General features: G+C 73.7%; 22 protein-coding genes. 9 read left to right on the forward strand and 13 right to left on the reverse strand.

The genetic code is table 11. The features are described from left to right. Positions 1-4 precede the first annotated feature (4 nt). The 6 genes from AFM16_RS14295 (at position 5) to AFM16_RS14320 (ending at position 7,009) form a co-directional block, all read left to right on the forward strand. Positions 5-1,336: an O-antigen ligase family protein gene (locus tag AFM16_RS14295; protein ID WP_078633536.1), complete on the forward strand. Its 1,332-nt coding sequence runs from the start codon at positions 5-7 to the stop codon at positions 1,334-1,336. Positions 1,337-1,494: 158 nt separating this feature from the next. Then, on the forward strand, positions 1,495-3,303 hold the full coding sequence (locus tag AFM16_RS14300) for a lipid II flippase MurJ (protein ID WP_431523086.1): 1,809 nt from the start codon (positions 1,495-1,497) through the stop codon (positions 3,301-3,303). Then, positions 3,287-4,006 carry a polysaccharide deacetylase family protein gene (locus AFM16_RS14305; RefSeq protein ID WP_078633538.1) on the forward strand — a complete coding sequence of 240 codons (720 nt, stop codon included), beginning with the start codon at positions 3,287-3,289 and terminating at the stop codon, positions 4,004-4,006. Before AFM16_RS14300 ends, AFM16_RS14305 begins: the two co-directional genes overlap by 17 nt. Continuing rightward, complete coding sequence (locus tag AFM16_RS14310) at positions 4,006-5,163, forward strand: glycosyltransferase (protein ID WP_078633539.1); 1,158 nt, start codon at positions 4,006-4,008, stop codon at positions 5,161-5,163. Before AFM16_RS14305 ends, AFM16_RS14310 begins: the two co-directional genes overlap by 1 nt. Then, positions 5,160-5,807, forward strand: coding sequence for a YveK family protein (locus AFM16_RS14315; RefSeq protein WP_078633540.1), 648 nt, complete (start codon positions 5,160-5,162; stop codon positions 5,805-5,807). The genes AFM16_RS14310 and AFM16_RS14315 overlap by 4 nt, the downstream gene beginning before the upstream one ends. A 65-nt stretch (positions 5,808-5,872) precedes the next feature. Beyond that, positions 5,873-7,009 carry a GNAT family N-acetyltransferase gene (locus AFM16_RS14320; RefSeq protein ID WP_078636947.1) on the forward strand — a complete coding sequence of 379 codons (1,137 nt, stop codon included), beginning with the start codon at positions 5,873-5,875 and terminating at the stop codon, positions 7,007-7,009. A 40-nt stretch (positions 7,010-7,049) separates the two neighbouring features. On the opposite strand, the gene AFM16_RS14325 is transcribed toward AFM16_RS14320, so the two are convergent. Beyond that, positions 7,050-8,303 carry a glycoside hydrolase family 26 protein gene (locus AFM16_RS14325; protein WP_078633541.1) on the reverse strand — a complete coding sequence of 418 codons (1,254 nt, stop codon included), beginning with the start codon at positions 8,301-8,303 and terminating at the stop codon, positions 7,050-7,052. A 156-nt stretch (positions 8,304-8,459) separates the two neighbouring features. Between AFM16_RS14325 and AFM16_RS14330 the strand changes: the two genes are divergently transcribed. Continuing rightward, a complete protein-coding gene (locus AFM16_RS14330; protein WP_256861298.1) occupies positions 8,460-9,722 on the forward strand; it encodes a carboxylate--amine ligase in 1,263 nt (420 codons plus the stop codon). On the opposite strand, the gene AFM16_RS40470 is transcribed toward AFM16_RS14330, so the two are convergent. From AFM16_RS40470 to AFM16_RS14345, 3 genes are all read right to left on the reverse strand, one after another. After that, entirely contained in the window at positions 9,682-10,623 is a 942-nt protein-coding gene (locus AFM16_RS40470) for a chaplin family protein (protein WP_179123373.1), read from the reverse strand. The two genes, AFM16_RS14330 and AFM16_RS40470, sit on opposite strands and share 41 nt — an antisense overlap. A 140-nt stretch (positions 10,624-10,763) precedes the next feature. Further along, entirely contained in the window at positions 10,764-10,991 is a 228-nt protein-coding gene (locus tag AFM16_RS14340; protein ID WP_030779768.1) for a chaplin, read from the reverse strand. Between the two features lie 169 nt (positions 10,992-11,160). After that, positions 11,161-11,571, reverse strand: coding sequence for a rodlin (locus AFM16_RS14345; protein ID WP_037874542.1), 411 nt, complete (start codon positions 11,569-11,571; stop codon positions 11,161-11,163). Positions 11,572-11,802: 231 nt separating this feature from the next. Here AFM16_RS14345 and AFM16_RS14350 point away from each other — a divergent pair, with 231 nt between their 5' ends. Together AFM16_RS14350 and AFM16_RS14355 are read left to right on the forward strand one after the other, a co-directional pair. Next, a complete protein-coding gene (locus tag AFM16_RS14350; protein ID WP_030779772.1) occupies positions 11,803-12,213 on the forward strand; it encodes a rodlin in 411 nt (136 codons plus the stop codon). A 235-nt stretch (positions 12,214-12,448) separates the two neighbouring features. Continuing rightward, positions 12,449-12,856 (forward strand): rodlin, encoded by a 408-nt coding sequence (locus AFM16_RS14355; RefSeq protein ID WP_030779775.1) that lies wholly within the window; start codon positions 12,449-12,451, stop codon positions 12,854-12,856. Between the two features lie 24 nt (positions 12,857-12,880). Here AFM16_RS14355 and AFM16_RS14360 read toward each other — a convergent pair whose 3' ends face one another. The 9 genes from AFM16_RS14360 to iolC form a co-directional block, all read right to left on the reverse strand. Continuing rightward, on the reverse strand, positions 12,881-14,392 hold the full coding sequence (locus AFM16_RS14360) for a vWA domain-containing protein (RefSeq protein WP_078633543.1): 1,512 nt from the start codon (positions 14,390-14,392) through the stop codon (positions 12,881-12,883). Between the two features lie 151 nt (positions 14,393-14,543). After that, complete coding sequence (locus AFM16_RS14365) at positions 14,544-15,398, reverse strand: ABC transporter permease (protein WP_078633544.1); 855 nt, start codon at positions 15,396-15,398, stop codon at positions 14,544-14,546. After that, the gene (locus AFM16_RS14370) at positions 15,395-18,034 is read right to left on the reverse strand and encodes an alpha/beta fold hydrolase (protein WP_078633545.1); all 2,640 of its coding nucleotides are present in this window, start codon (positions 18,032-18,034) and stop codon (positions 15,395-15,397) included. The genes AFM16_RS14365 and AFM16_RS14370 overlap by 4 nt, the downstream gene beginning before the upstream one ends. Positions 18,035-18,143: 109 nt before the next feature. Beyond that, positions 18,144-19,562, reverse strand: coding sequence for an APC family permease (locus tag AFM16_RS14375; RefSeq protein WP_078633546.1), 1,419 nt, complete (start codon positions 19,560-19,562; stop codon positions 18,144-18,146). 256 nt (positions 19,563-19,818) lie between these two features. Beyond that, on the reverse strand, positions 19,819-21,321 hold the full coding sequence (mmsA, locus tag AFM16_RS14380; RefSeq protein ID WP_078633547.1) for a CoA-acylating methylmalonate-semialdehyde dehydrogenase: 1,503 nt from the start codon (positions 21,319-21,321) through the stop codon (positions 19,819-19,821). Between the two features lie 14 nt (positions 21,322-21,335). Continuing rightward, complete coding sequence (gene iolD, locus AFM16_RS14385; RefSeq protein WP_078633548.1) at positions 21,336-23,234, reverse strand: 3D-(3,5/4)-trihydroxycyclohexane-1,2-dione acylhydrolase (decyclizing); 1,899 nt, start codon at positions 23,232-23,234, stop codon at positions 21,336-21,338. Beyond that, complete coding sequence (gene iolB / locus AFM16_RS14390) at positions 23,231-24,082, reverse strand: 5-deoxy-glucuronate isomerase (RefSeq protein ID WP_078633549.1); 852 nt, start codon at positions 24,080-24,082, stop codon at positions 23,231-23,233. The genes iolD and iolB overlap by 4 nt, the downstream gene beginning before the upstream one ends. Positions 24,083-24,089: 7 nt before the next feature. Further along, positions 24,090-24,971 carry a Cgl0159 family (beta/alpha)8-fold protein gene (locus AFM16_RS14395; RefSeq protein ID WP_030779808.1) on the reverse strand — a complete coding sequence of 294 codons (882 nt, stop codon included), beginning with the start codon at positions 24,969-24,971 and terminating at the stop codon, positions 24,090-24,092. After that, the gene (gene iolC / locus AFM16_RS14400; RefSeq protein WP_030779810.1) at positions 24,968-25,918 is read right to left on the reverse strand and encodes a 5-dehydro-2-deoxygluconokinase; all 951 of its coding nucleotides are present in this window, start codon (positions 25,916-25,918) and stop codon (positions 24,968-24,970) included. Before iolC ends, AFM16_RS14395 begins: the two co-directional genes overlap by 4 nt. Between the last annotated feature and the right edge of the window lie 114 nt (positions 25,919-26,032).

Below are 26,032 nucleotides of genomic sequence, written 5' to 3' on the forward strand. Positions count from 1 at the left end.
ACCGATGACCCTCGCCCTGCCCGTGCCGTCCGCCCGGGGGCTGTCGCCGGTGCTGCCGGTCGCCGCCGTGGTCGCGGCGCTCGCCCTGCCCGTCGCCCCCGGCGGCGAGGGCGGCGCGGGACCGGCCGACGCGCTGTCCGCGCTCGTGGTGCTGTTCTGCGCGGTACGGCTGCTGCGGGAGCGGCGGCGCCCGCTGTCCCGTACGGCCGCCGTGGTGCTGGGGCTGCCGGTCGCCGGGCTCGCGCTGGCGGCGCTCGGGGCGTCCTCGCCGGGGGCGGGCCTCGGCGGTCTGGGCCGCTATCTCCAGGTGTTCGTGCTGGTCCCGGCGGCCGTGCTGCTGCTGATCCGGGGCCGCTCGGATCTACGGCTGCTGGCGTGGACGTTCGTGGGGCTCGCCGGGTGGCAGGGGGCGGTCGGGGTGCACCAGTTCGTCACCGGGACCGGCGCCTCCTACCAGGGGGAGACGATCCGCGCGGTCGGCACGTTCGGGCCGCAGGACGTGATGGGCATGGCGACGGTGGTGTCCTTCGGGCTGGTCTGCGCGGTGGGGCTCGCCCTCGGGCGGACCTCCGCGCGGCGGCGGGCGGTCGCGGCCGCGGCGGCGCTCGCCCTGCTGGTGCCGCTCGCGCTGTCCTTCAGCCGGGGTGCCTGGATCGCCACGGCGGTCGCCTGCTCGCTCCAACTGGTGCTGGCGGGGCCGCTGCGGGCGCTGAAGGTGGGCGCGGCGGCGGTCGCGGCCGGGGTCGTCCTGGTCGGCGGGTTCGGGGTCGGCTCGGCGATGCTCCAGGAGCGGGTCGGCAGCATCACGCAGGTCACCGACGCGCCCGACCAGTCGGTCACCGACCGGTACACGATGTGGGCGGCCGCGGTCGGCATGTGGCGGGAGCAGCCGCTGACCGGGGTCGGGCTGAAGGGCTTCCCCGAACACCGGGACGCGCACGCCGCGCTGGCACTGTCCTCCGGCAGCGACACCGACGGCGCGGGTTCCGGATTCGTACGGCAGCCGCTGCTCTCCCCGCACAACATGTACCTGCTGATCCTCGGCGAACAGGGCCTGATCGGACTGCTCGCCCTGGCGGGCGGCTGGCTGGCCCTCCTGGTGTGCGCCCTGCGCGGCTGGTGGACGGTGCACCGCGAGGGCCCCGGCCTGGACTGCGCCCTCATCGCCTGCGGCCTCCTGACCTGGCAACTCACCGACTTCGCCTACGCCGACATCGGCGGCCCCTCGACAGTCCTGACGGCCGTCCTTCTCGGCGTCGGGGCGTGGTGGGGCCTGGTGGGCAGCCGGGTCCCTGTCCCTTCCGCGGACACCGCCAGGGAGGCCCACACCCGATGACGGCACCCCCACCCCGCCCCCCGAACACGAACCACCTCCCGGCGGTCCCCCGTTCCCGCACGGCCGACACGCCCCCACCGGGGACGGCGACCTCTCTGACGGACACCACGCGGACCGCCACGGTGGCGGAGAGCGCACCGGGGGCGGCTCCGGGGGGCTTGTCGGGGGCGACGGCCGACACGACGGGGTGGGCCACGTGGGCGGAGGCGGCGGGGGCCACCCCAGGAGCCCCTCCGGGGGCCGTGCCCGGTCAAGGCCCGACCGCTCCGACCGGCTCGGCCCAAGGGACTGCCGCAGGGCTCGGCCGCGGGGGTGGGCCGACCGCCTGGGCTGGAGGGGGCTTCACCCCGGCCGTCCCGGCCCCGGCGGCCGAGGACGGCCGGTCCGCGCCTCGTGAGCTTCCCCCCGCCTCCCGGAACTTCCTCGCCAAGGCCGCTCTCGTCACCGCCGGGCTGTCCGTCGCCGGGGCGTTGTTGGGGCTGGTGCGGGATCAGGCGTTGGCTCGGTTGTTCGGGGCCGGGAGTGATACGGACGCGTTTCTGGTGGCGTGGACCGTGCCGGAGTTCGCGGCCACGCTGCTGATCGAGGACGGGCTGGCGTTCGCGCTGATCCCGGCGTTCAGCATGGCGCTGGCCCGCCGGGCCCAGGGCGTCCCCGGCGACCCGGTGCGCGCGCTGGTCGCCGGGACGCTGCCACGGCTCGCGTTGGCGTTCGTCGCGGTCGGCGCGCTGCTCGCCGGGATCGCGCCGCAGGTGGTGGAGGTGCTCGCGCCCGGTCTGCCGGATCCCGCGCTCGCCGTCGACTGCACCCGGATCACCGCGACCTGCGTGGTCAGTTTCGGGCTCGCCGGATACTGCAGCGCGGCCCTGCGCGCGCACCGCCGGTACCTCGCGCCCGCGGCGATCTACGTGGCCTACAACATCGGCATCATCACCGGGATGCTCGTGCTCGGCGGGCAGTGGGGGGTGCGGGCGGCGGCAGCCGGTGTCGCGGTCGGCGGATGCCTGATGGTCGTCGTGCAACTTCCCGCACTGTTGGGGCAGTTGAGGAAGAAGGCCGACAGCGGCGCGCGGGGCGAGGAAGAGGCTCGGCCTCTCGACACCGCCCTGCTCGCGACCGTGCTGCTGTTCGCGCTGTGCCGGCAGTCGCAGGTGCTCGTCGAGCGGTTCCTCGCGTCCTCGCTGCCGTCCGGGGCGATCTCGCACCTCAACTACGCCCAGAAAGTCGCCCAGATGCCGATGATCCTGTCGGTGATGGTGTGCACGGTCACCTTCCCGGTGGTGGCGCGGGCGCTGGCCGACGGGGACGTCGAGCGGGCCAAGGGCCGGGTGGAGCGGGATCTCGCGCTGGCCGCGTCCATCGTGCTGCTGGGCACCGCCGCGGTCGTGGCGTGCGCCCCGCAGATCATCGAACTCCTCTTCCAGCGGGGCGCGTTCACCACCGAGGACACGGCGGCGACGGCCGGTGTCATGCGGGTGTACGCGCTCGGCCTGCTGGGCCAGACGCTCACCGGGGTGCTGGCCCGCTCGTACTTCTCGGCGGGCCGCGGCGCCTGGTACCCGGTGGGCGCGATGGCCACCGGGATCGCGGTGACGTCGGCCGCCGGCGCCCTGGCCGTCGGCCCCTGGGGCGTGTACGGGATCGCCGCCGCCAACGCCGCCGGGATCACCGTCACCGCCCTGGTGCTGCTCGCCGGGATGGGCCCGCGCAGCGTCCCGGTCCATGTCCCGTCGGTGCTGCGCGAGTTGGCCGCGCCGGTGCTGGCGGCCGTCGCGGCGACGCTCGCCGGTGCCCTGGTCGCCGCCCGGTTCGACGGCGGCCCGCCGGCCGGTCTGGCCGTCGGCGGACTCACCGTGACCGGCGTGTTCCTGGCGGCCGGCCGGGCCCTGGGCGCCCAAGGTGTCGTTCACGCACTCCGTTTCGCAGGTTCCGTGACCCGAAGGCTGCCGTATGTCCGTTCCCGTTGACGCCAGGGTCCCCTGGGTGGCGATGTACCACTCCGTGGGGGACTGCTCCGACGACCCGTACCGCATCACCGTCACCCCCGAACGCCTGGACCGCCAGCTCACCTGGCTGGCCCGCCGCGGCCTGCGGGGCGTGTCGGTGGCCGAACTGCTCGCCGCGCCCGACCGCCGACGGCTGGTCGGTCTCACCTTCGACGACGGGTACGCCGACTTCGTCACCGGCGCCCTGCCCGTCCTGCGCGAACACCGCTGCACCGCCACCCTGTTCGTGCTGCCGGGACGGCTCGGCGGCGACAACGCCTGGGACCCGCTGGGCCCGCGCAAACCGCTGCTCACCGCCGACGGCGTCCGGCGGGCCGCCGCCGAGGGCATCGAGATCGGCTCGCACGGCCTCACCCACACCGACCTCACCCGCGCCGACGACCTCACCCTCAAGGCGGAGACCGCCGAGAGCCGGACCGTCCTCGCCGGCCTCCTCGGCACCGACGTCGCCGGGTTCTGCTACCCGTACGGGACGGTCGACGCGCGTGCCGTGGCCGCCGTACGGGACGCCGGATACGACTACGCCTGCGCGATCGACCCGGGCCCGCTGAACGGCCCGCACGCACTCCCCCGCGTCCATGTCGGGCAGAACGACCGCGCGGTCCGGCTCTTCCTCAAGTACCGGCTGCACGGGCTGCGCCGGCGTCCGGTGGAGGGGCTGTAGTGCGGGCGCTGCACATCATCACCGGGCTCGGGACCGGCGGCGCCGAGCAGCAACTGCGGCTGTTGCTACGGCACTTGCCCGCCGAATGCGACGTGGTGACGCTGACGAACCCGGGGCCGGTGGCCGACGGGCTGACCGCGGACGGCGTCCGGGTGATCCACCTCGGCATGCGCGGCAACCGGGACCTCGCCGCGCTGCCCCGGCTGACCGGCATCGTCCGCTCCGGCGGCTACGACCTCGTCCACACCCATCTCTACCGGGCCTGTCTGTACGGGCGGCTGGCCGCGCGGCTCGCGGGCGTGCGGGCCGTGGTGGCGACCGAACACTCCCTGGGCAACACGCAGTTGGAGGGCAGGCGGCTGACCGCCGGGGTCCGCGCGCTGTATCTGGCGGGCGAGCGGCTGGGCCGCGCCACGGTCGCCGTCTCCCCCGCGGTCGCCGCCCGGCTGCGCGCCTGGGGGGTGCCGGACGCGCGTATCGGCGTCGTCCCCAACGGCATCGACCTGGACCGCTTCCGCTTCGACCCGGCCGCCCGCCATCGCACCCGGCGGGCCCTCGGGCTGCCCGAGGACGCGTACGTCGTCGGGGGCGTCGGCCGCCTCGTCCCCGGCAAGCGGTTCGCGGTCGTGATCCGCGCCCTCGCGCAACTCCCCTCCGACTGCCACCTGTTGCTGGTCGGCGGCGGCCCCGAGGAGGACGCGCTGCGGCGCACCGCCCGCGAGGCCGGGGTCGCCGACCGGGTGATCCTGACCGGCGAGCGCCCCTACGTCCCCGACGGCACCCCGGGCCCCGATCTGCCGTCCCTCCTCGCCGCGATGGACGTGCTCGCCTCGCCGTCCCCCGACGAGACCTTCGGTCTGGCCGTGGTGGAGGCGCTGGCGTCCGGACTGCCCGTGCGCCACGCCTCCTGCCCCGCGCTCGACCACCACCCCACGCCGCTCGCGCGCCAAGTGAGCGGCGGCGCCGGGGCGTTCGCCCGCGCGCTGGCCGAGGCACGCGCCGCACCCCCGGCCGCGCGCACCGCGCCCGAGGCCGCGCACCACTACGCCGTCAGCCGCAGCGCCGCCCGGCTCATGGACGTCTACGCGGCCGCCCTCACCGGACAGCCCCTGCCGACCGCCGCTTCCCCGACACCCAAGGGAGTCAGTTCCCCATGACCGAACACTCTCGGCGTGCCACCGCCACACACCGCGCCAGACGACTGCCGCCCTGGTCCCTGCTGGCCGCCGGGGCCGTCACCGGGGGCGTCCTCGGCGGCGCGTACGGCGCGCTCCAGCCGCCGGTCTACACGGCCACCGCCTATGTCGTCGCCGTCCCCACCGAACGGTCCGATCCGGCGTCCGCGCTGGGCTTCGCGCAGGCGTACGGCCGGGTCGCGACGCAGCTCGCGGTGCTCGGGGACGCGCAGGACGCGGCCGGGGTGCCCGCGGGGACCCTCCAGCGCAGTGTGCGCACGTCGACCTCCCCGGACGCCCCGATGGTCGCCGTCACGGCCACCTCCGAACGGGCCGACCTGGCCGCCGACATGGCCAACGCGGTCTCGGCCGCGCTCACCCGGCACGCGGCGACCAGCGAGAAGTCCACCAACGTCGAACTCCAGGAGTTCGCCCCCGCGGTACGCCCCACCGACCCCTCCTCCGCCTCCCCGCTGATCACCGCGCTGGTGGGGACGAGCGCGGGCGGGCTCCTCGGCGGGCTCGCGCTGCTGGTGCGGCCGCGGCGGGAGCGCGAGGCAGCGGGCCGCCCCGCCGCGAACGTGCCGGGTCCCGCCCTGGCCGCGGACGTCCGCGGAGCGCTGTGAAGCCGGCGGCGGCCCCGGACGCCGGGGCCACCGGACACCGCACCCGGCCCGGCGGCGGCATCGGCATCGGGAGCGGCGCCGGACGGGGCGGCGGCGGTCTCGTCACCGAACTCGTCAGCACCGAAAGGGACTTCGCCGCCCTCGCCCCCGCCTGGGGCCGCCTGTACGGGCGCTGCGCGACGGCCACCCCGTTCCAGCACCACGCCTGGCTGCACTCCTGGTGGCAGTCCTACGGCAGGCCCGGCCGGCTGCGGCTGCTGCTGGTGCGCGAGGGCGGCGAACTCCTCGCCGCCGCCCCCCTGACCGCCGTACACCGTCCGGTGCCCGCGCTGGTGCCGCTCGGCGGGGCGATCTCCGACTACGCGGACGTGCTCGTCGACGACGGGCACGCCGAGCGGGCCGTCGCCGCGCTCACCGAGGGCCTCACGGCCGCCGCCCGCACCGCGGTGATCGACTTCCGCGAGGTACGGCCGGGCGGCGCGGTGGAGCGGGTCTACGACCGCTGGACCGGACCGCGCCGACGGGTGGACGACTCGCTGTGCCTGGAGCTGCCCGCCCTGCCGATGGCGGAGCTGGTGGGCCGGCTGCCGTCCGCGAAGGCCCAGCGGGTGCGCGCCAAACAGCGCAAGCTGGCCGCGCTCGGGGTGGAGCGCCGCACGGTGCCGCCCGGCGAGGTGGACGGGGCGCTGCGCCGGCTGCTGGAACTGCACCGGCTCCAGTGGCAGGGCCGCGGGGTGACCGGCGAGCATCTGCGGCCCCGCTTCCACGAGCACCTGGTGCGCTCGGTCGGGCCGATGACACGCTCCGGGGACGCGGTGGTCACCGAGTTCCGGCTCGACGGCGAGGTGGTGGCCGTCGACCTCACCCTGCTGTCCCGGCGGCTCGCGGGCGGCTATCTGTACGGCGCCCATCCGCGGCTGCGGGAGCGCAAGGCGGACGTGGCGGTGATGCTGCTCGACGCCTGCGCCGAGCACACCCGGGACGGCGGCCGGACCGCGCTGAGCCTGCTGCGCGGCGACGAACCGTACAAGCACCACTGGCGGCCGGAGCCGGTCGTCAACCAGCGGCTGCTGCTGGCCCGGCGCCGCACTGCGCCGCTGCTGTCGGCGGCGCTCTGCGACGTGGCCGCGCGGCGCGGCGGCAAGGAACTGCGGCTGCGCTGGGAGCGCCGGACGGAGCGTGACGGTGGCGGCGGGTCCTGACGCGGGCCCGCCGCCACCGCGGTGTGCCGTACCGCCCGGCTCACCCGGTGCGCGGCCGCCGTTCGACGGGCACGCACGGCCGTCCGCCGAGCCAGTGCTCCACCCAGAGACCGAGATCCAGCGGCGAACAGGTGGAGGAGGGGCGAGGGGCCGGTGGAGCGACGGGCGGCGTGGACTCCATGGAGGACGGGGGTTCGGCCGGGGTCGCGGGCTCGGCGGGGGCCGTGGCATCGGCGGGCTCCACGGGGGTCGTCGGCCCGTCGGTGCGGCCGGACAGGACCGTGCGGTAGACGTCGGACGCCCGCGGGTTCTCCCCGCACTGCCAGACGCCGTGCGGGCAGTAGTCGGTCAGCGTGTTGTAGAGCGGCCGCTGCTCGTCCATCCACGCGAGCATGCGCCGCATGTACTCGGGGTTGTCGCCGTTGCGGAAGAGCCCCCATTCGGGATACGACACGGGCTTGCCGTGGGCCCGGGCGAAGTCCACGTGCGCCTGGAGCCCGTACGGTTCCGTCACCTGCTCGTCGAAGGAGAGGCCGGCCGGCTGGTCGTAGGAGTCCATGCCGATGACGTCGACCGTGTCGTCACCGGGATAGCACTCGGTCCACGGCACGGCGTCCAGGCCGCGCGACGGGGTGAAGTCGAACCTGAACTTCTGGCCCGGCACGGACCGCATCGTCGTGACGATCCGGTTCCAGTACGTCTTCCACGCCTCGGGGTCGGGGCCGCAGCGGTGGGTGTAGGTGACGCCGTTCATCTCCCAGCCGAGCACGATCACCGTGTCCGGCGCCTCCAGCGAGACGAGCCGCTCGGCGAGCGCCTTGAAGTGGTGGTCGAACCGGCCCTCGGCGCCCTGCCGGAGCAGTTCGCGCACCTCGTCGTCGGGGACGCCCTCCTCGTTGCGTTCCAGCATCGGCACGTTGAGGACGAGCATCCGGTCCTCCCGCTCGGCGCGCCAGTCCGCCCAGACGTCGAGGAAGCCGGGCGGGCCCTCGATGTTGTGCCAGCGGTCGCCGGGCAGATAGGTGTGGCCGACCCGCAGGTCGGCGCCGCCCAGCCAGGCACTGAGCCGGGCGATCCGGGCCACGCCCCGGGGACCGTAGTCGAGGTAGGCACCGAAGGCGGGGCGTGTGGCCGGGGACTCGGCGGTCGTGGCGGGGACGGGTGGGTCGGCGTCCCGTGCCGGTCCCGTGGCCGCGGCGAATCCGGGACCGGCCGCGAGGGCGGCGGTCGTCGCGACCGCGGCCGCGACGACGGCCGAACGCCGGAACCGGCCGCGTCGCTGTTGTGGGGCCATACCAGCTCCTTTTTCGTCACTCAAGTCATATGAAAGTCACAGAAAAAGGGCGCACGCCACCGCCACTACGGCTTTCGAGTGCTCCGATCCCCCAACCCGGTGACACCTCATCACCTGACGAACCGACGATCTGACGAACCGAAGAGAGACCTGCCCGTGTCGCCGCTCGACGCCCGCGTCCCCGCCGTTCTGCTGCGGATCGACCGCAACCCCTTCCACCACGGAACCCTGGGCGCCGTGCGCTCGCTCGGCCGGGCCGGAGTCGCCGTGCACCTGGTCGCCGACACCGCCGGGAGCCCGGTCCGCGCGTCCCGGTTCGTCCGCCAGGTGCACCATCCGCCGCCGCCCGGCGCCGGACCCGAGGAGGTCGCCGCCGTGCTGCTGCGGGTGGCCGCGCGGATCGAACGGCCGGCCGTGCTGATCCCGATGGACGACGCGGGCGCGCTCGCGGTGAGCGGACTGCGCGCCGAACTGGCCCCCGCCTACCTGCTGCCGCGGCAACCCGCTGCGGTCTCCGAACAGGTCGCGGACAAGGCCGAGTTGGCCACGCTGTGCGCCGCGGCGGACGTGCCGCACCCGGTGACGCTCGCCCCGGACAGCGCCGCGCAGGCCGCCTCGGCCGTGGACCGGCTCGGACTGCCGGTGGTGGCGAAGTGGAGCCGGCCGTGGCTGCTGCCGACGGCGAGCGGACTGCGCAGCACCGCCGTCGTACGGTCACCGCGGGAGGCGCGCGAGCTGTACTTGCGTTCCGGGGAGGCCGACAGCCGGCTGCTCCTCCAGGAGTTCCTGCCGCCGGGACCCGGCCGCGACTGGTTCTTCCACGCGTACGCCGACCGCCACGGCACCCTGCGGGCCGGCGGTCCGGGCCGCAAGCTCTCCGCCTGGCCGCGCGGCGCCGGGCTGACGGCGGTGGGCGAGTGGGCCGAGAACGCCCGGGTGCGCTCGCTCGCCGAACGGCTCACCGAGCGGCTCGGCTACCGCGGCATCCTCGACCTGGACTTCCGCCGCTGCGGCACGACCGGCGACTACCACCTGCTCGACTTCAACCCACGGCCCGGCGCGCAGTTCCGGCTCTTCACGGACACGGCCGGACTCGACGTCGTACGGGCGCAGCACCTGGATCTGACCCACCGTCCGCTGTCCGCCGGGGTGGCGCGGCCCGGGCGGGTGTTCGTGGTGGAGAACTACGCGCCGCTGGCCGCGCTGCGCCGGGGGCCGCACGGCCGCGAGCTGGCCTGGGGCGCGGCCGACGACCCGGGGCCGGGGCGGGCGATGCGGCGTCTGTGGTGCGCGCATGTGGGCCGCCGGCTGCGGGAGGGGCTGCCGGCGGCGGGCGCGGGTGCCGGGCGCGCGCGAGGCGTCCCGGCACCCGGCTCGGTCAGCGACGGGTCGCGGACCGGCCTCGCCGGTAGAGGATGACGCCGCCCGCGATCAGGACGGCGCTGACACCGGAGGCCGCCAGCAGGGCCTGGCGCTCACCACCGGTGTTCGGGAGCTGCGGCCGGTCGTGACCCCAGCCGTTGCCCCCACCCTGGTGGTCCCCGCCGGAGTGGTCGCCGTTGTGGTGCGGGGGCGGGGTGGAGTGATCGTCGTCGTCCCCGCCGTAGGGCGGCGGGGTCGTGTGGTCGTCGTCCCCGCCGTACGGGGGCGGGGTGGTGTGGTCGTCGTCGCCACCGTAGGGCGGCGGCGTGGTGTGGTCGTCGTCCCCGCCGTACGGAGGCGGCGTCGTGTGGTCGTCATCGTCGCCGCCGTAGGGAGGCGGAGTCGTGTGACCCCCGCCGTACGGAGGCGGCGTGGAGTGGTCGTCGCCACCGTAGGGCGGCGGGGTCGAGTGGCCGCCACCGTAGGGGGGCGGGGTCGAGTGGCCGCCGCCGTACGGGGGCGGGCTGGTGTGGTCGTCGTCGCCACCGTAGGGCGGCGGCGTGGTGTGGTCGTCGTCCCCGCCGTACGGAGGCGGGGTCGTGTGGTCGTCGCCGTAGCCGGGGCCCTCGTCGGAGTCGCCCTTGTCGGAGTCGTCCTTGCCGTATCCCGCGTCGTCGTCCTTCTGCTGCTTGGCCGGCGCCGGGACCTTGTGGGTGGGCGTGGCGGCGGGGGCGGCCGAGGTGTCGGCGCAGAGGTTGCCGAAGGCGGCGTCGAGCGCGGCGGCGACGTCGGTCGAGTTGCCGCAGACGTTCGCCGGCAGGTGCACCGGAACGTGGATGTTGTTGCCCGCCACCACTCCGGGCGAACCCTTGGTGGCCCCGTCCGCGTGCGAGTCCGCGAAAGCGGTACCGCCGGCGCACAGGGACAGAATGCCGGCCGCGGCGGCGGCCACGACCATTCCCTTACTCAGCGTCTGTCGCAATCTCGTTGTCTTCCTGCTTGTTCCTGCTCGAAGAAGTGGGAAGGGCCGGCCTCAGAACGCGCGGAAGCTCTCCAAGGCCGGCCCGGATCCGGCCCTGCGGCCGGTGTGACGTGCCGTCAGCCGTTGACGCAGACGTTGCCGAAGGCCGGGTTCAGCAGACCGATCACGCTGATCGAGTTGCCGCACACGTTGGCCTGGAGCTCCACGGGGATCTGAACCACGTTGCCGGACAGGACGCCCGGGCTGCCGACCGCGGCACCGTGGGCGTCCGAGTCGGCGAAGGCCGGAGTGGCTCCACCGAGGGCCAGCACGAGACCCGCGACAACAGCAGCGCTCTTCTTCATGATTTTCCCTTCTCTGCGGACATGCCTGAACCAGAGATAGCCGCCCGGGAGAAGCACCCACCACGCTGCGCCAGGGAATTCACTCAAATATATTCACACTATTAACTCGCATGGCGGAAAAGCCGAACGGCCCGCACGGAATGCGGGCCGTTCGGGGAGCGCGGAGGTGTCAGCCGTTCTGGAGGCCGTTGCCCGAGAGCGCGGAGATGTCGCTCAGGATGTGCGACAGCGGCTCGTCGCCCTTGGCCTGGGTGCTGTTCTCGGCGCACTGCTGGTTCTGCGGGGAGGCCAGCACGTTGACGTCCTGGACCGCGACCGGAACCGGGACGCCGACCAGGCCGCCCGCGTTGACCTTGACCGGAACGCCCAGGCAGAGCTTGTTGACGGAGCTCTGCACCAGCGAGGCCTGCGGGCTCATGTCGCCCTTGGTCACGGAGTTGCCGAACGCCGACTGCGCGCCGTTGCCGCTCGCGGAGGTGGTACCGGCGTCGTCCCCGATGGCAAGCGCCTGGGGGGCTGCCGCCGCCGACACACCGACGACAGAAGCGGCGACCGCCGCCGCGGCCATTGCCTTCTTCAGCATTTCGCTTTTCCTTTCCCTGCCCCGGCTCCGACGCCGGGGCTCTGTCCCTGCCCCCGACTCAACCGGGCGCACCGGGAATGGTTGCGGCGCTTCACCCGATCGAAGTTCAGGGCGTGCGGACGGTGCCGCGGAATGGGCCATCGGAGTGAAGAAGAACAACCAAACACGGTGCGGAGAGTTGACCAGGGCGCTCCGGTGGACGGGGTTTCTCCAGAAAGGGACTTGAACGTGATCAAGAAGGTTTGGGCCGGCGCCGCGGTCGCCGTATCCGTCGTCGGTGCCATGGCTGCGGCCGCCGCCCCGTCGCTGGCCATCGGCAACGACACCGGCACCACCTCCGCGAGCGGCAACGGCGCCAGCCAGGCGTTCGGCAACTCCGCCACCTACGGCAACATGAGCCCGCAGATGGCCCTGATCCAGGGCTCCCTGAACAAGCCCTGCATCGGTCTGCCGGCCAAGCTCAACCTCGGCAGCGCCGCCGGTCTCATCCCGATCGCGGTCCAGGACGTCAACGTCCTGTCCTCCCCGCAGAACCAGCAGTGTGTGGAGAACTCCACGCAGGCCAAGGGCGACGAGCCGCTGTCGCACATCCTGGACGACATCTCCGTGCTCGCCGGCAACGGCGCCGCCAACCACTGAGTCCGTCCGTGCAGCGGGCCGCCGGTTCTCCGGCGGCCCGCTGCCGCGTGTGCGGGCCGGTGCCGCGTGGACGGGCCGGTGCCGCGTGGACGGCCCCCGCGCAGGTGAGGGGCGCACAGGGCCCGTGCCCGGTGCGCTGCTCCGAACGGGGCACAGCCCGCAACTTTCGTCCCTCACAAGGTATTAACCAGCACGCAGCTCCTCCCCCGGAGCCCGCTTCTCGAAGGGAAAGAACATGAAGAAGCTGTGGGCAACCGCGGCTGTCGCCGCCTCCCTGGCCGGCGTCGCGATCGCGTCCGCTCCGCAGGCCCTGGCCATCGGTGACGACAGCGGCACCACGTCCGCGAGCGGCAACGGCGCCAGCCAGTCGTTCGGCAACTCGGCCACGTTCGGCGACATGAGCCCGCAGCTCTCGCTGGTGCAGGGTTCGCTGAACAAGCCGTGTGTGGGCCTGCCTCTGAAGGCCAACGTCGGCTCGCTGCTCGGCGCCGCCGCGATCGCGGTCCAGGACATCAACGTCCTGTCCTCCCCGCAGAACCAGCAGTGCGTCGAGAACAGCACCCAGGCCAAGGGCGACGAGCCGCTGTCGCACATCCTGGACGACATCTCGGCCCTCTCGGGCAACGGCGCGGGCAACGGCTGAGCCGTCCTTCCCCGCCCAGGCGGGTCACCGGTCCTCCGGTGACCCGCCTTTCGCGTACTCGTCGGCGGAGTGCACCGCCTCGGCGAGGTCGCGCACGTCGTCGTCCTCGGTCCGCGCGGCCAGGGTGTCGGCGCGTTCGCCCAGGGCGCTCAGGGACGGGGCGTCGGGCAGCGGGCGGTCCGGGGCGCGCAGGGCGTCGGCGAGATAGGCGGCGACGGCGGCGACCTGGAAGCGGGTGGGCGCGTCGTCGAGCCGGTCGTGCAAGGCGCGTGCCTCGATCTGGCCGGTGGCCTCGTGCGGGGTGCGGGTGCGGGGGTCGAGCCAGCGGACGGTGGCGGTCGCGAGGTGACCGTCGGCGCCGGGCTTCGTGCGCACCGCGTAGAGGGCGGTGACGGTGTGGCCGGGGCCGACCTCGCCGCCGTCGACCCGGTCGTCACGGAAGTCGTCGTCGGCGACGCGGCGGTTGTCGTAGCCGATGAGGCGGAACTCGGCGACCGTCTCGGGGTCGAAGGCGACCTGGGCCTTGGCGTCGCGGGCGGTCAGCTCGACGTTGCGCGGGAGTTCCTCGCCGAAGACGGTGCGGGCCTCCTCCTCGGTGGAGACGTAGCTGGTGTGGCCGTCGCCCTTGTCGGCGAGGCGTTCCATCAGGGCGTCGCCGTAGTCGCTGCCGACGCCGACGCCGAAGAGGGTGATGCCGTGCTCGCGGCGGGCGGTGGCGATGCGCTCCAGGATCGTGTCGGCGTCGGTGTCGCCGGTGTTGGCGAGCGCGTCGGAGACCAGCACGACCCGGTTGGTGGCGCCCCGGCGCAGCCCCTCGACGGCGGTCTCGTAGCCCCTCTCGACGCCGGCGCCGAGGTTGGTGGCGGACAGCGGCTCCAGGCTGTCGATGGCGTCGTGGACCCGGCCGCGGCGTTCGCCGAGGCGGGTCATCGGCAGCACGGTCTCGGCCCGGTCGCTGAAGGTGACGATCGCCACCGAGTCGTCGTCGCGCAGCCCGTCGGTCATCGTGCCGAGGGCGTACCGGGCGAGGTCGAGGCGGCCGGGGTCGCCCATGGAGCCGGAGACGTCGACGACGAACGTGAGGGCGGCGGGCGGCCGTTCGGCGCGGCTCTCGGCGGCGCGGGTGGCGAGGCCGACCCGGACCAGGGACCAGTCGTCGCCGGTGCGGGCGCCGTCGACGGTGACCGAGAAGCCGTCGCCGTCGGGACGCTCGTAGTCCTGGCGGAAGCTGTTGACGAACTCCTCGGGGCGGACCGTCGAGGGGTCGGGCAGCGCGCCGTCGGCGAGGGTGCGGCGGGCGTAGCCGTAGGACGCGGTGTCGACGTCCAGGGCGAAGGTGGAGAGCCGGTCGGGGGCGGCCTCGCGGGAGGTGCCGTCCTCGTCGGTGCCGCCCCTGGGCGCGGTCGGTGCCCGGTGGTCTCCGGCGCGGTCGGCGCTGCTGTGGCCGGTGCTCGATCCGCCCCATCCGCAGCCCGTGAGCAGCAGCCCGGTGGCCGCCGCCAGGGCGAGGAGACGCCGTGTCCGATGGATCCTCATGTTCCGTACCCCCTGTGTCCTTCGGATTCCCTCGTCGTGTGTGACTGTGACGGGGCAGGGGGCCGGAACGTGCGGTACGGGGTGTTGCGGATGCGTCTCGAAGCGGGCACGGAACGGGCCCGCCGAGACCGGTGGGTGATCTTCCGGTGACCTACGACACGATGTCCTTGCGGGCGAAACCGCGGAAGGCCAGGGCGAACAGCACCACGGCGTACGTCACCGAGACGGCGGTGCCCTGGATCATGCCGGACCATTCGGGGGTGGGCTGGACGGCGTCGGCCCAGGCGAACTGCCAGTGCGCGGGCAGGAAGTCCCGCCAGTCGCCGAGGGCGGTGACGGCGTCGAGGACGTTGCCGACGATGGTCAGGCCGACCGCGCCGCCGACCGCGCCGAGCGGGGCGTCGGTCCGGGTGGACAGCCAGAACGCGAGCCCGGCGGTGACCAGTTGGGAGACGAAGATGTACGCCACCACGATCACCAGCCGCTGGGCGGCGGTGCCGGGGTCCAGCGCGCCGCCGGTGGGCAGTTGCAACGGTCCCCAGCCGTAGGCGGCGGTGCCGACGGCGAGGGCGACGACCGGCAGCAGGATCATCGCGGACAGGCTGAGGCCGAGGCCGACGACGAGCTTGGACCACAGCAGCCGGGCCCGGGGCACCGGGGCGGCGAGCAGATAGCGCAGCGAGGACCAGCCGGCCTCGGAGGCCACGGTGTCGCCGCAGAACAGGGCGACCGGGATGACCAGCAGGAAGCCCGCCGAGACGAACAGGCTGACGGCGGCGAAGTTGGCGCCGGACGCGGTGGCGGTGTCCATCAGGGTGACCCGGTCGCCCCGGCCGTCCGGTTCGCCGCCGATGGCGAAGGCGATGAGCAGCACGAACGGCAGGGCGGCGAGGACGGCGCCCATGACGAGGGTGCGGCGGCGCTTGAGCTGGCGGACCAGTTCGACGCGGAGCGGGAGGGTGCGGCCCGCCCGGTAGCCGGAGGCGACCTCGGTGAGCGTGCTCATGCGGAACCTCCGATCAGGGTGAGGAAGGCGTCCTCCAGGCGGCGGTGCGGGCCGACCGACGCCACGGGCACGTCGAGGCGGACCAGTTCGGCGATCAGGCGCGGGGCGGAGCCGTCGGCGGCGAGGCGGACGAGGAGTCCGTCGTCGGTGACGGTCGCCGAGGTGACGCCGGGCAGCGCCGCGACCTTCTCGACGACCGGCTCCTCCACGGGGACGGCGGTGCCGACCAGGAGGGTGTCGCCGGAGCCGACGATCTCGGCGACCGGGCCGGCCTGGACGAGCCGGCCGCGGTCCATGACCACGAGGTGGGTGCAGGTCTGCTCGACCTCGGAGAGCAGATGGCTGGAGACGATCACCGTGCGTCCGGCGGCCGCGTACCGGATCATCACCTCGCGCATCTCGCGGATCTGCGGCGGGTCGAGGCCGTTGGTCGGCTCGTCCAGGATGAGCAGGTCGGGCAGGCCGAGCATGGCCTGGGCGATGGCGAGGCGCTGGCGCATGCCCTGGGAGTAGGTGCGCACCGCGCGGGCGAGGGCGTCGCCGAGGCCGGCGATCTCCAGGGCCTCGTCCAGGTGGGCGTCCTCGGCGGGGCGGCCGGTGGCCCGCCAGTACAGCTCCAGGTTCTCCCGGCCCGACAGGTGCGGGAGGAAGCCGGCGCCCTCGACGAACGCGCCGACCCGGGAGAGGACGGCCGCGCCGGGCCGGATCGCGTGCCCGAAGACGCGGATCTCGCCGCCGTCGGGGGTGATCAGGCCCATCAGCATGCGCAGGGTCGTGGTCTTGCCGGCGCCGTTGGGGCCGAGGAGGCCGAGGACCTGGCCCTGTTCGACGCGGAAGGAGAGGTCGCGGACGCTGTAGCGCTCGCCGCCCGCGTACTTCTTGGCGAGGTCGGTGATCTGGAGGGGGACCTCGGCCAGCTCCGGGTCGGGAGCCGGGCCCGCGGTGCGGCGGCGGCCGCCGACCAGCAGGACGAGGGCGAGTCCGGCGCCCGCGAGGGGCAGCCACCACACCCAGGACGGCAGCGGGGCGGCGGCGGTCGTGACCCCGGGGGCGGTGGGGACGTTCAGGTCGCCCTTGAGGGAGACGGTGTAGGTCGCCGGGGTGACCGGGGAGGCGTAGCCGAGGTCGGTGGAGGCGAGGACCAGGCGCAGCCGGTGGCCCTTGTCGAGGTCGTGGTCGATCGCCGGGAGGGTGATCGTGACGTCCTGGCCGGCCTCGGCGTTCTCGACCCGGACGGGGGTGACGAGTTGGGCGGGGAGCACCCTGCTGCCGTTGGGGCCGACGTCGTAGACCTTGGCGAAGAGGACGGCGTCCTTCGAGGTGGAGGTGACGTGGACGGTGGCCGTCGGGGAGCCGGTGATGCGCAGGTCGTCGGTGACGGGCGCGGACTCGAAGGCGGCGAACTGGCCGGGGAAGTCGAGGGAGACGCCGACGCCCAGGGAGGAGAGCTGGGAGAGTCCGCCGCCGCCGAGGCCGGGCAGGGCGGAGACGGCGGGCGGGGCGGCGCCGGCCGGGTTGGCGAAGGACTGCTCGCGTCCGGTGAGCGCGATCGGACGGGGGTCGCCGGTCAGACCGGGGTAGCGGTCGGCGCTCGCGCCCCTGAGCAGGGCTGCGCCGTCGGTGGAGTCGACGCCTCCGGTGCGCGAGACACGGAAGGCGGGGCCGGTGTCGGCGGACTTCTCGCCCTTGAGATAGCGGTCGAACCAGGAGGTGACCCGGGCCTGGACCCGGTCGCCCTCCAGGTCGCCGCCGTCATGGCCGCCCGCGATCCAGTCGACGTCGACCGGTGCGCCGTTGGCGCGGATCGCCCGTGCGGCGGCGTCGGCCTGGGCGAGGGTGAAGAGGGAGTCGGTCTGGCCCTGCACGAGGAGGGTGGGGACCTTGATGCGGTCGGCGACGGCGGACGGCGAGCGTTCCTCCAGCAGGGCGCGGGCGGCGGGGTCGGGGGTGCCGGACTCGGCGACCCGCTCGTACATCGCGCACAGCGTGGGCTCGAACTCGGCGCAGCCGCCGGCGGTGTTGACGAAGATGCCGGCCCACAGCTTCTTGAACACGCCGTCGGGGAACAGGGCGTCGGCCAGGTTCCAGTAGGTGATGGCGGGGGCGATGGCGTCGACCCGGTCGTCGTACCCGGCGGCGAGGAGGGAGACCGCGCCGCCGTAGGAGACGCCGGCGACGCCGACGCGCGGGTCGCCCGCGCCGTCCAGCCGCACCTCGGGCCGTCCGGCCAGCCAGTCGATCAGCCTGGAGACGTCGGCGACCTCGGCCTTCGGGTCGTTCAGCCCGATCTTCCCGGTGGACTCGCCGAAGCCGCGCGCGGACCAGGTCAGGACCGCGTAGCCGTCGCGGGCGAGGTCCTCGGCCTGCCGGCGGACGTCGTCCTTGCTGCCGCCGAAGCCGTGGCCGAGCAGGACGGCGGGGCGGCGGCCGGAGGGGCCCGCGGTGAAGTAGGAGGTGTCCAGGCGGACCCCGTCCACCGTCGTCACCCGGTCGGCGCGGCGCACCGGGGTGGGGCCGTCGTCGGAGGCGACGGCCGTCCACGTACCGGCGCCGGCGAGGACGGCGACGGCGGCCACGGCGGCGAGGAGCCGCCGCGGCCGCCGTGGTCCCCGGAGGCCGGGCAGTCGAAGATCCATGGTTCAACGGTACGGGGTCGACCTGTCGGGAAGGTGTCGACCGCAGGCCGAACTCCGTGCCCTCCCCGGGGTGTACACGGACCCGGAGGCGTACCGCGGACGCGGTACGTCAGACCCGGGTGTCCTCCGGGACGGTCACCAGCCAGCGGGTGGCGCGGCGCGGGCGGAGGTAGCAGACCCAGTAGAGGGTGGCGACGGCGGTGATGCCGCCGGTCCACAGCAGGTAGCCGGTCTCCTGCTGGGTGAGGATGTAGCCGAGGACGACGATCAGCAGGACCGGGACGGCCGGCCAGAGCGGCATCCGCCAGGCGGGCACGTGCCGGTGGGAGCCGCGCCGGGCGAGCAGGGCGGCGACGGCGACCAGGAGGTACATGCCGGTGACCGAGACGCCGGTGACGCCGTACAGGGTGTCGAGGTTGACGAAGCACAGGGCCGCGCCGGGGATGCCGACGGCGAGGGTGGCGACCCAGGGGGAGCCGAAGCGGCCGAGCCTGGCGAAGACGTTGTTGACCGGCTCCGGCCACGCCTTGTCGCGGGCGGAGGCGAACAGGACACGGGAGTTCTGGATGACCATGACGATGCCCGCGTTGATGATCGCGAGGGCCACGCAGAGGCTGACGAAGGTGCCGACGGCGGAGCTGGACCAGGCGGTGACCATGGCGCCGATGTCGCCGCCGGTGAGTTCGGCGACGTCGGAGGCGCCGAAGGTGATGGCGACGACCGGCACCAGGATGATCACCGAGGAGATGGCGAGGGTGGCGAGGACCGTGCGGGCGACGTTGCGGCGCGGGTGCTCCAGCTCCTCGGAGAGGTAGACGGCGGTCGAGAAGCCCTGGGTGATGAAGAGGGCGATGGCGAGTCCGGAGACGACCAGCGCGGCGGTGACGGTGTCGGTGTGGCCGTCGCCGCCGGCCGCCTGCATCGACAGCAGGCTGCCGGGGCCGCGCTGTCCGTGGGCGAAGCCGAGGAGGGCCACGACGGCCGCGGCGATGACCTCCAGGACCAGGAAGACGCCGGTGATCCAGGCGTTGGCGCGCAGGTCGAGCAGGCCCGCGAGGGTGGCGAGCAGCATCACGCCGGCGCCCGCCACGGACGGGTCGAGGTGGACGATCGGGGCCAGGTAGTCGGCCGTGCCCATCGCGATCACCGGCGGGACGATCATGACGACCAGCAGGGAGAGGACGAACACCAGCCAGCCCGCCAGCCGTCCGGCCATCGTCGAGACCATGGCGTACTCGCCGCCCGCGCTGGGGACGAGGGTGCCCAGCTCCGAGTAGCAGAACGCCACGGCGACACAGAGCAGGGAGCCGATCGCGATGGTGAGGGCGGTCGCGGTGCCCAGCGAGCCGAACAGGTCGGGCACGACGACGAAGAGGGTGGAGGCGGGGGTCACGCAGGACAGGGTGAGGAGGGTGCCGCCGACGACTCCGATGGAGCGCTTGAGCTGCCGGGGGCCGGCGGTCGCGCTGTCGGTCGCGCCGGTCGCCCGGGGGAGGGCGGTCTCGGCCGGGCGGAGCGTGTCGGTCATGCGGCGGGTTCCGATCGACTCGGGCGGGTGCCTCCGGCGGTTGGGGCGATGCCGCATGGAACCCCGACGAAAACCAGTGCGTCAATAGGTGATTGACTACGGAATCCGCAGCCGCGAGGCGCCTGGACCGCTGAAAACGCGGCAACGGTGCCCGCCGGTACCGGCCCCCGCCGACCTACGGGAACCGCAGTGCGCACCGCATAAAAAACGGGGCCGTCCGCAATGCGGACGGCCCCTCCATGGCCCGGGAACTGCCTCAGTGGTTGCGCGGGAAGCCCAGGTCCACGCCCGCGGGGGCGTCGGCCGGGTCCGGCCAGCGGGTGGTGACGACCTTGCCGCGGGTGTAGAAGTGCGTGCCGTCGTTGCCGTAGATGTGGTGGTCGCCGAAGAGCGAGTCCTTCCAGCCGCCGAAGCTGTGGTAGCCGACGGGGACCGGGATCGGGACGTTCACGCCGACCATGCCGGCCTCGATCTCCAACTGGAAGCGGCGGGCCGCGCCGCCGTCCCGGGTGAAGATCGCGGTGCCGTTGCCGAACGGCGAGCTGTTGATCAGCGCCACGCCCTCGTCGTAGGTGTCCACGCGCAGCACGCACAGCACCGGGCCGAAGATCTCGTCCTGGTACGCCTTCGCGGTGGTCGGGACCTTGTCGAGGAGCGAGATGCCGATCCAGTGGCCGTCCTCGAAGCCCTCGACCGTGTGGCCGGTGCCGTCGAGCACGACCTCCGCGCCCTCGGCGGCCGCGCCGGTGACGTAGGACGCCACCTTGTCGCGGTGGACGGCGGTGATGAGCGGGCCCATCTCCGACGTCGGGTCGTTGCCGGGACCGATCTTGATCTTCTCGGCGCGCTCGCGGATCTTCTCCACCAGTTCGTCGCCGATGGCGCCGACCGCGACGACGGCGGAGATCGCCATGCAGCGCTCGCCGGCCGAGCCGTAGGCGGCGGACACGGCGGCGTCGGCGGCCGCGTCGAGGTCCGCGTCCGGCAGCACCAGCATGTGGTTCTTGGCGCCGCCCAGGGCCTGGACGCGCTTGCCGTTCGCCGAGGCGGTGGTGTGGATGTAGCGGGCGATCGGCGTCGAGCCCACGAACGAGACGGCCTTGACGTCCGGGTGCTCCAGGAGCCGGTCCACCGCCACCTTGTCGCCGTGCACGACGTTGAGGACGCCGTCCGGCAGCCCGGCCTCCGCGAGCAGCTCGGCGAGCTTCAGCGAGGCCGACGGGTCCTTCTCGGACGGCTTCAGCACGAAGGTGTTGCCGCACGCGATGGCGAGCGGGAACATCCACATCGGGACCATCGCCGGGAAGTTGAACGGCGTGATGCCGGCGACGACCCCGAGCGGCTGGCGGATGGAGGCGACGTCCACCCGGCTGGCCACCTCGGTCGACAGCTCGCCCTTGAGCTGCACGGTGATCCCGCAGGCCAGGTCCACGATCTCCAGACCGCGCGCGACCTCGCCGAGCGCGTCGCTGTGCACCTTGCCGTGCTCGGCGGTGATCAGCTCGGCGATCTCGTCGCGGTGCGCGTCCAGCAGGGCGCGGAACTTGAACAGGATGGTGGACCGCTTGGCGAGCGAGGAGGTGCCCCAGGTGGCGTAGGCGTCCTTGGCGGCGGCCACCGCCGCGTCGACCTCGTCGACGGTGGCGAACGCGACCTTCGTGGTGACGGCGCCGGTCGCCGGGTCGGTGACCGGCCCGTACGTACCCGACGCGCCTTCGACGGTCTTGCCGCCGATCCAGTGGTTGACGATCTTCGTCATGACCGAGTGCTCCTTCACAGATGGCGGCGTCGGGTGGAGACGTGCCGTTCGTACAGCTCACGGGCCTTCACCGCGGACGGTCGGGTCGCGGTCTCGGCCACAGGTACATCCCACCAGGCCTGCGCCGGCGGCGGGCCCGACACAGTGTCGGCCGTTTCGGTCTCGACGTAGACACAAGTGGGAGTGTCGGCGGCGCGCGCTTCGGCGAGGGCCTCGCGCAGCTCGCGGACGGTCTTCGCGCGCAGGACGCGCATGCCCAGGCTCGCCACGTTGGCGGCCAGGTCGACGGGGAGCGGCGCGCCCGTGAAGGTGCCGTCCCCCGCGGTGTAGCGGTACGCGGTGCCGAACCGCTCGCCGCCCACCGACTCGGAGAGTCCGCCGATCGAGGCGTAGCCGTGGTTCTGCACGAGCAGGATCTTGATCGCGATCCCCTCCTGCACGGCCGTGACGATCTCGGTCGGCATCATCAGATACGTGCCGTCGCCCACCAGCGCCCAGACGTTGCGCTCGGGCGCGGCGAGTTTCACCCCGATGGCCGCCGGGATCTCGTACCCCATGCAGGAGTAGCCGTACTCCAGGTGGTACTGGTCCCGGGACCGGGCCCGCCACAGCTTGTGCAGATCGCCGGGGAGCGAGCCGGCCGCGTTGATCACGACGTCCGACTCGTCGGCCAGCGCGTCCAGCGCGCCGAGCACCTGGGTCTGCGTGGGGCGTACGTCGGTCTCCTCGGCCTCGAAGCAGGCGTCGACGCGCTGCTCCCAGCGCTCCTTGTCCTCGCCGTACTCGGCGACATAGGCGTCGGCGACCCGGTGGCCGTCGCGCGCCAGCTCCCCGGTCAGCGCCTCCAGGCCGCTGCGGGCGTCGGCGACCAGGGGGAGGCCGGCGAGCTTGTGGCCGTCGTAGGAGGCGATGTTGAGGTTGAGGAAGCGGACCCCGTCGCCCTGGAAGAGGGTGTTCGAGGCGGTGGTGAAGTCGGTGTAGCGGGTGCCGACGCCGATGACCAGGTCGGCGGTGCGGGCCAGTTCGTCGGCGGTCGCGGTGCCGGTGTGGCCGATGCCGCCCACGTCCTGGGGGTGGTCGTGGCGCAGCGAGCCCTTGCCGGCCTGGGTGGAGGCGACCGGGATGCCGGTGGCGGCGGCGAACTCGGCGAGGGCGTCCTCGGCGCGGCTGTGGTGGACCCCGCCGCCCGCGACGAGCAGGGGGCGCCGGGCCGACCTGATCGCCCGTACGGCGGCGGCGAGTTCGGCCGGGTCGGCACCGGGACGCCGTACGGTCCAGGTGCGTTCGGCGAAGAACTCCTCGGGCCAGTCCCATGCCTCGGCCTGCACGTCCTGGGGCAGCGCGAGGGTGACCGCGCCCGTCTCGACCGGGTCGGTGAGGACCCGTACGGCCTGGAGCGCGGCCGGGATCAGCGCCTCCGGGCGGGTGACGCGGTCGAACCAGCGGGACACCGGGCGCAGGCTGTCGTTGACCGACACATCGCCCGCGTACGGGACTTCGAGCTGCTGGAGGACCGGGTCGGCGACCCGGGTGGCGAAGGTGTCGCCGGGCAGCAGCAGCACCGGGAGGTGGTTGACGGTGGCGAGGGCGGCGCCGGTGACCAGATTGGTCGCGCCGGGGCCGATGGACGTCGTCACCGCGTGGGTGGACAGCCGGTTGGACTGGCGGGCGTAGCCCACGGCCGCGTGGACCATCGACTGCTCGTTGCGGCCCTGGTGGAACGGCATCGCGTCGCCGTACTCGACCAGCGCCTGGCCGAGGCCCGCGACATTGCCGTGGCCGAAGATGCCCCAGGTCGCGCCGATCAGCCGCTGCCGTACGCCGTCGCGTTCGGTGTACTGGGCGGCCAGGAAGCGCACCAGCGCCTGGGCCACGGTGAGTCGGGTCGACCGGTCCGGCCGGGTCGAGGTCATCGGTAACCCCCTGTGGTGTCTACGTGGTCCGGGTGGAAGCAGATCCGCCACTCCCGCGTCTCGCCGGGTCCGGCCATGACGTTCAGGTAGTACATGGCGTGGCCGGGCTGGGCGATCGACGGGCCGTGCCAGCCGTCGGGGACGAGGACGGCGTCCCCCGAACGGACCTCGGCGAGGACGTCGGCGCCGCCCTCGCGCGAGGGGGACACCCGCTGGTAGCCGAAGCCGTGCGGGCCGTCGATCTCGAAGTAGTAGATCTCCTCCAGCTCGGCCTCCTCGCCCGGCCGGTGCTCGTCGTGCTTGTGCGGCGGGTACGAGGACCAGTTGCCGCCGGGTGTGATCACCTCGACGGCGATCAGCCGGTCGCAGTCGAAGGCGTCGGCGGAGGCGAAGTTGCGCACCTGGCGCGCCTGGCCGCCGCTGCCGCGGGCCTCGACGGGTACCTCCGGCGCGGGGCCGTAGCGGGCGGGGAGTCGTCGCTCGCACTTCGCTCCTGCCAGGGCGAAGCGGCCTCCCGCGCCGGAGGCGATCTGGACCCGGGCGTCTCGGGGAACGTAAGCGAAGTCCGTCACGGACGCGAAAACGCTTTCCCTGCCCAGGAGTTGGAACTCGTCACCCTCGGTCCGCACCGTACATCCGCCGTCCAGCGGAAGCACGATCCATTCGCTGTCGCCGGTGGTGAGGGTGTGGGTCTCCCCCGGCTCCAGCGCGACGATCCGCAGACTGCTGTAGGTCCAGCCGGCCCGCTTCGGATCGATGTCGAGCACGTGCCCGGCGCCGGCGGTGCTGCCGTGCGGAAGGTAGAGGTCGTTGTTCTTGGTCGGGGCGTGCGGCCCGGTGTTCGTCATGCGGCCCTCACAGCAGTCCTACGGCGGTGTCCACGGCGGCGGTGACGTCCCCGTCCGCCGGATACAGCAGCGAGCGGCCGACCACCAGGCCCCGGACGGTGGGCAGTTGCAGCGCGCCGCGCCACTTCTCGTATGCCCCGTCCTGGTCGTCGCCGACCTCGCCGCCCAGCAGCACGGCGGGCAGGGTGGAGGTGCCCATGACCTCGGCCATGTCGTCGGGGTTCTCGGTGACGGGGAGCTTCAGCCAGGTGTAGGCCGAGGTGCCGCCGAGGCCCGAGGCGATGGCGATGGACCGGGTGACGGCCTCGGCGGAGAGGTCGTTGCTCAGCCGGCCCTCGGGGGTGCGGCGGCTGATGAACGGCTCGACGAAGACCGGCAGCCGGCGGGCCGCCATGGCGTCGATCGCGCGGGCCGTGGACTCCAGGGTGGTGAGCGAGCCCGGGTCGTCGTAGTCGACGCGCAGGAGCAGTTTGCCCGCGTCGAAGTTGAGCCGCTCGATGTCCTCGGCGCGGTGGCCGGTGAAACGGTCGTCCAGCTCGAAGACGGCGCCCTGGAGGCCGCCGCGGTTCATGGACCCCATGACGACCTTGTCGTCGAGGGCGCCCAGGAGCAGCAGGTCGTCCAGGATGTCGGCGGTGGCGAGGACGCCGTCGACGCCGGGGCGGGAGAGCGCCAGGCAGAGGCGTTCGAGCAGGTCGGCGCGGTTGGCCATGGCCAGCCGGTCGCCGCCGACGCCGAGCGCGCCGCGGGCCGGGTGGTCGGCCGCGACGATCATCAGCCGTCCGGCGGCGTTCAGCAGCGGTCTGCGGCGCCGGCGGGCGGCGGCCTCGGCGATCGCCTCGGGATGGTGGGTGCGCAGCCGGACGAGTTCACGGACGTCGACGCTCACAGCACGGCTCCCGCCTCGATCGCGGCTTCCACCTCGGCGGCCGTGGGCATCGCGGAGGAGCATTCGAGGCGGGAGGCCACGATGGCTCCGGCCGCGTTGGCGTGCCGCATGATCTTCTCCAGGTCCCAGCCCGCGAGCAGGCCGTGGCAGAGGGAGCCGCCGAAGGCGTCACCGGCGCCGAGCCCGTTGAGGACGTCCACCGGCAGCGGCGGGACCTCGGCGGACTCGCCCGCGCGGTTGACGGCGAGGACACCCTTGGGGCCCTGCTTGACGACGGCCAGTTCGACGCCGGCGTCCAGCAGCGCCCGGGCGGCGGCCGCGGGCTCGCGCACCCCGGTGGCGACCTCCACCTCGTCGAGGTTGCCGACGGCGACCGTGGTGTGTTTCAGGGCCTCGGCGTAGAAGGGGCGGGCCGTGTCCGGGTCGGTCCAGAACATGGGGCGCCAGTCGAGGTCGAAGACGGTGGTGCCCGCCTTGGCGCGGTGGGCGAGCGCCGCGAGGGTCGCCGTCCGGCTGGGCTCCTCGCTCAGGCCGGTGCCGGTCACCCAGAAGATCCGGGTGTCGCGGACCGCGTCGAGGTCCAGCTCATGGGCGTCGATCTCCAGGTCGGGCGCCTTCGGACGGCGGTAGAAGTACAGCGGGAAGTCGTCCGGCGGGAAGATCTCGCAGAAGGTGACCGGGGTGGGCAGTCCGGGGACCGGGGTGACCCAGCGGTCGTCGACGCCGAAGCCGCGCAACTCCTCGTGGAGATAGGTGCCGAAGGGGTCGTCGCCGGTGCGGGTGATCACGGCGGCGGACCGGCCGAGCCGGGCCGCGGCGACGGCGACGTTGGCCGCCGAGCCGCCCAGGAACTTCCCGAAGGACGTGACCTGGGGCAGGGGCACCCCCGTCTGCAGCGGATAGAGATCTACTCCGATCCGCCCCATGGTGATCAGGTCGTACGCCATCGAGTTCCCTTCGTGCCTTCATGCCCTGATGCCTGCGTGGCGGCCCGGCTTCGTCGGGCTCTCACGGCTTTCTAGTCCCGTACCGGCGACCCTGTCAATAGTTTGTCCAGACAT

Source organism: Streptomyces antibioticus (assembly GCF_002019855.1).
In the GTDB taxonomy this organism is placed as follows: domain Bacteria; phylum Actinomycetota; class Actinomycetes; order Streptomycetales; family Streptomycetaceae; genus Streptomyces; species Streptomyces antibioticus_B.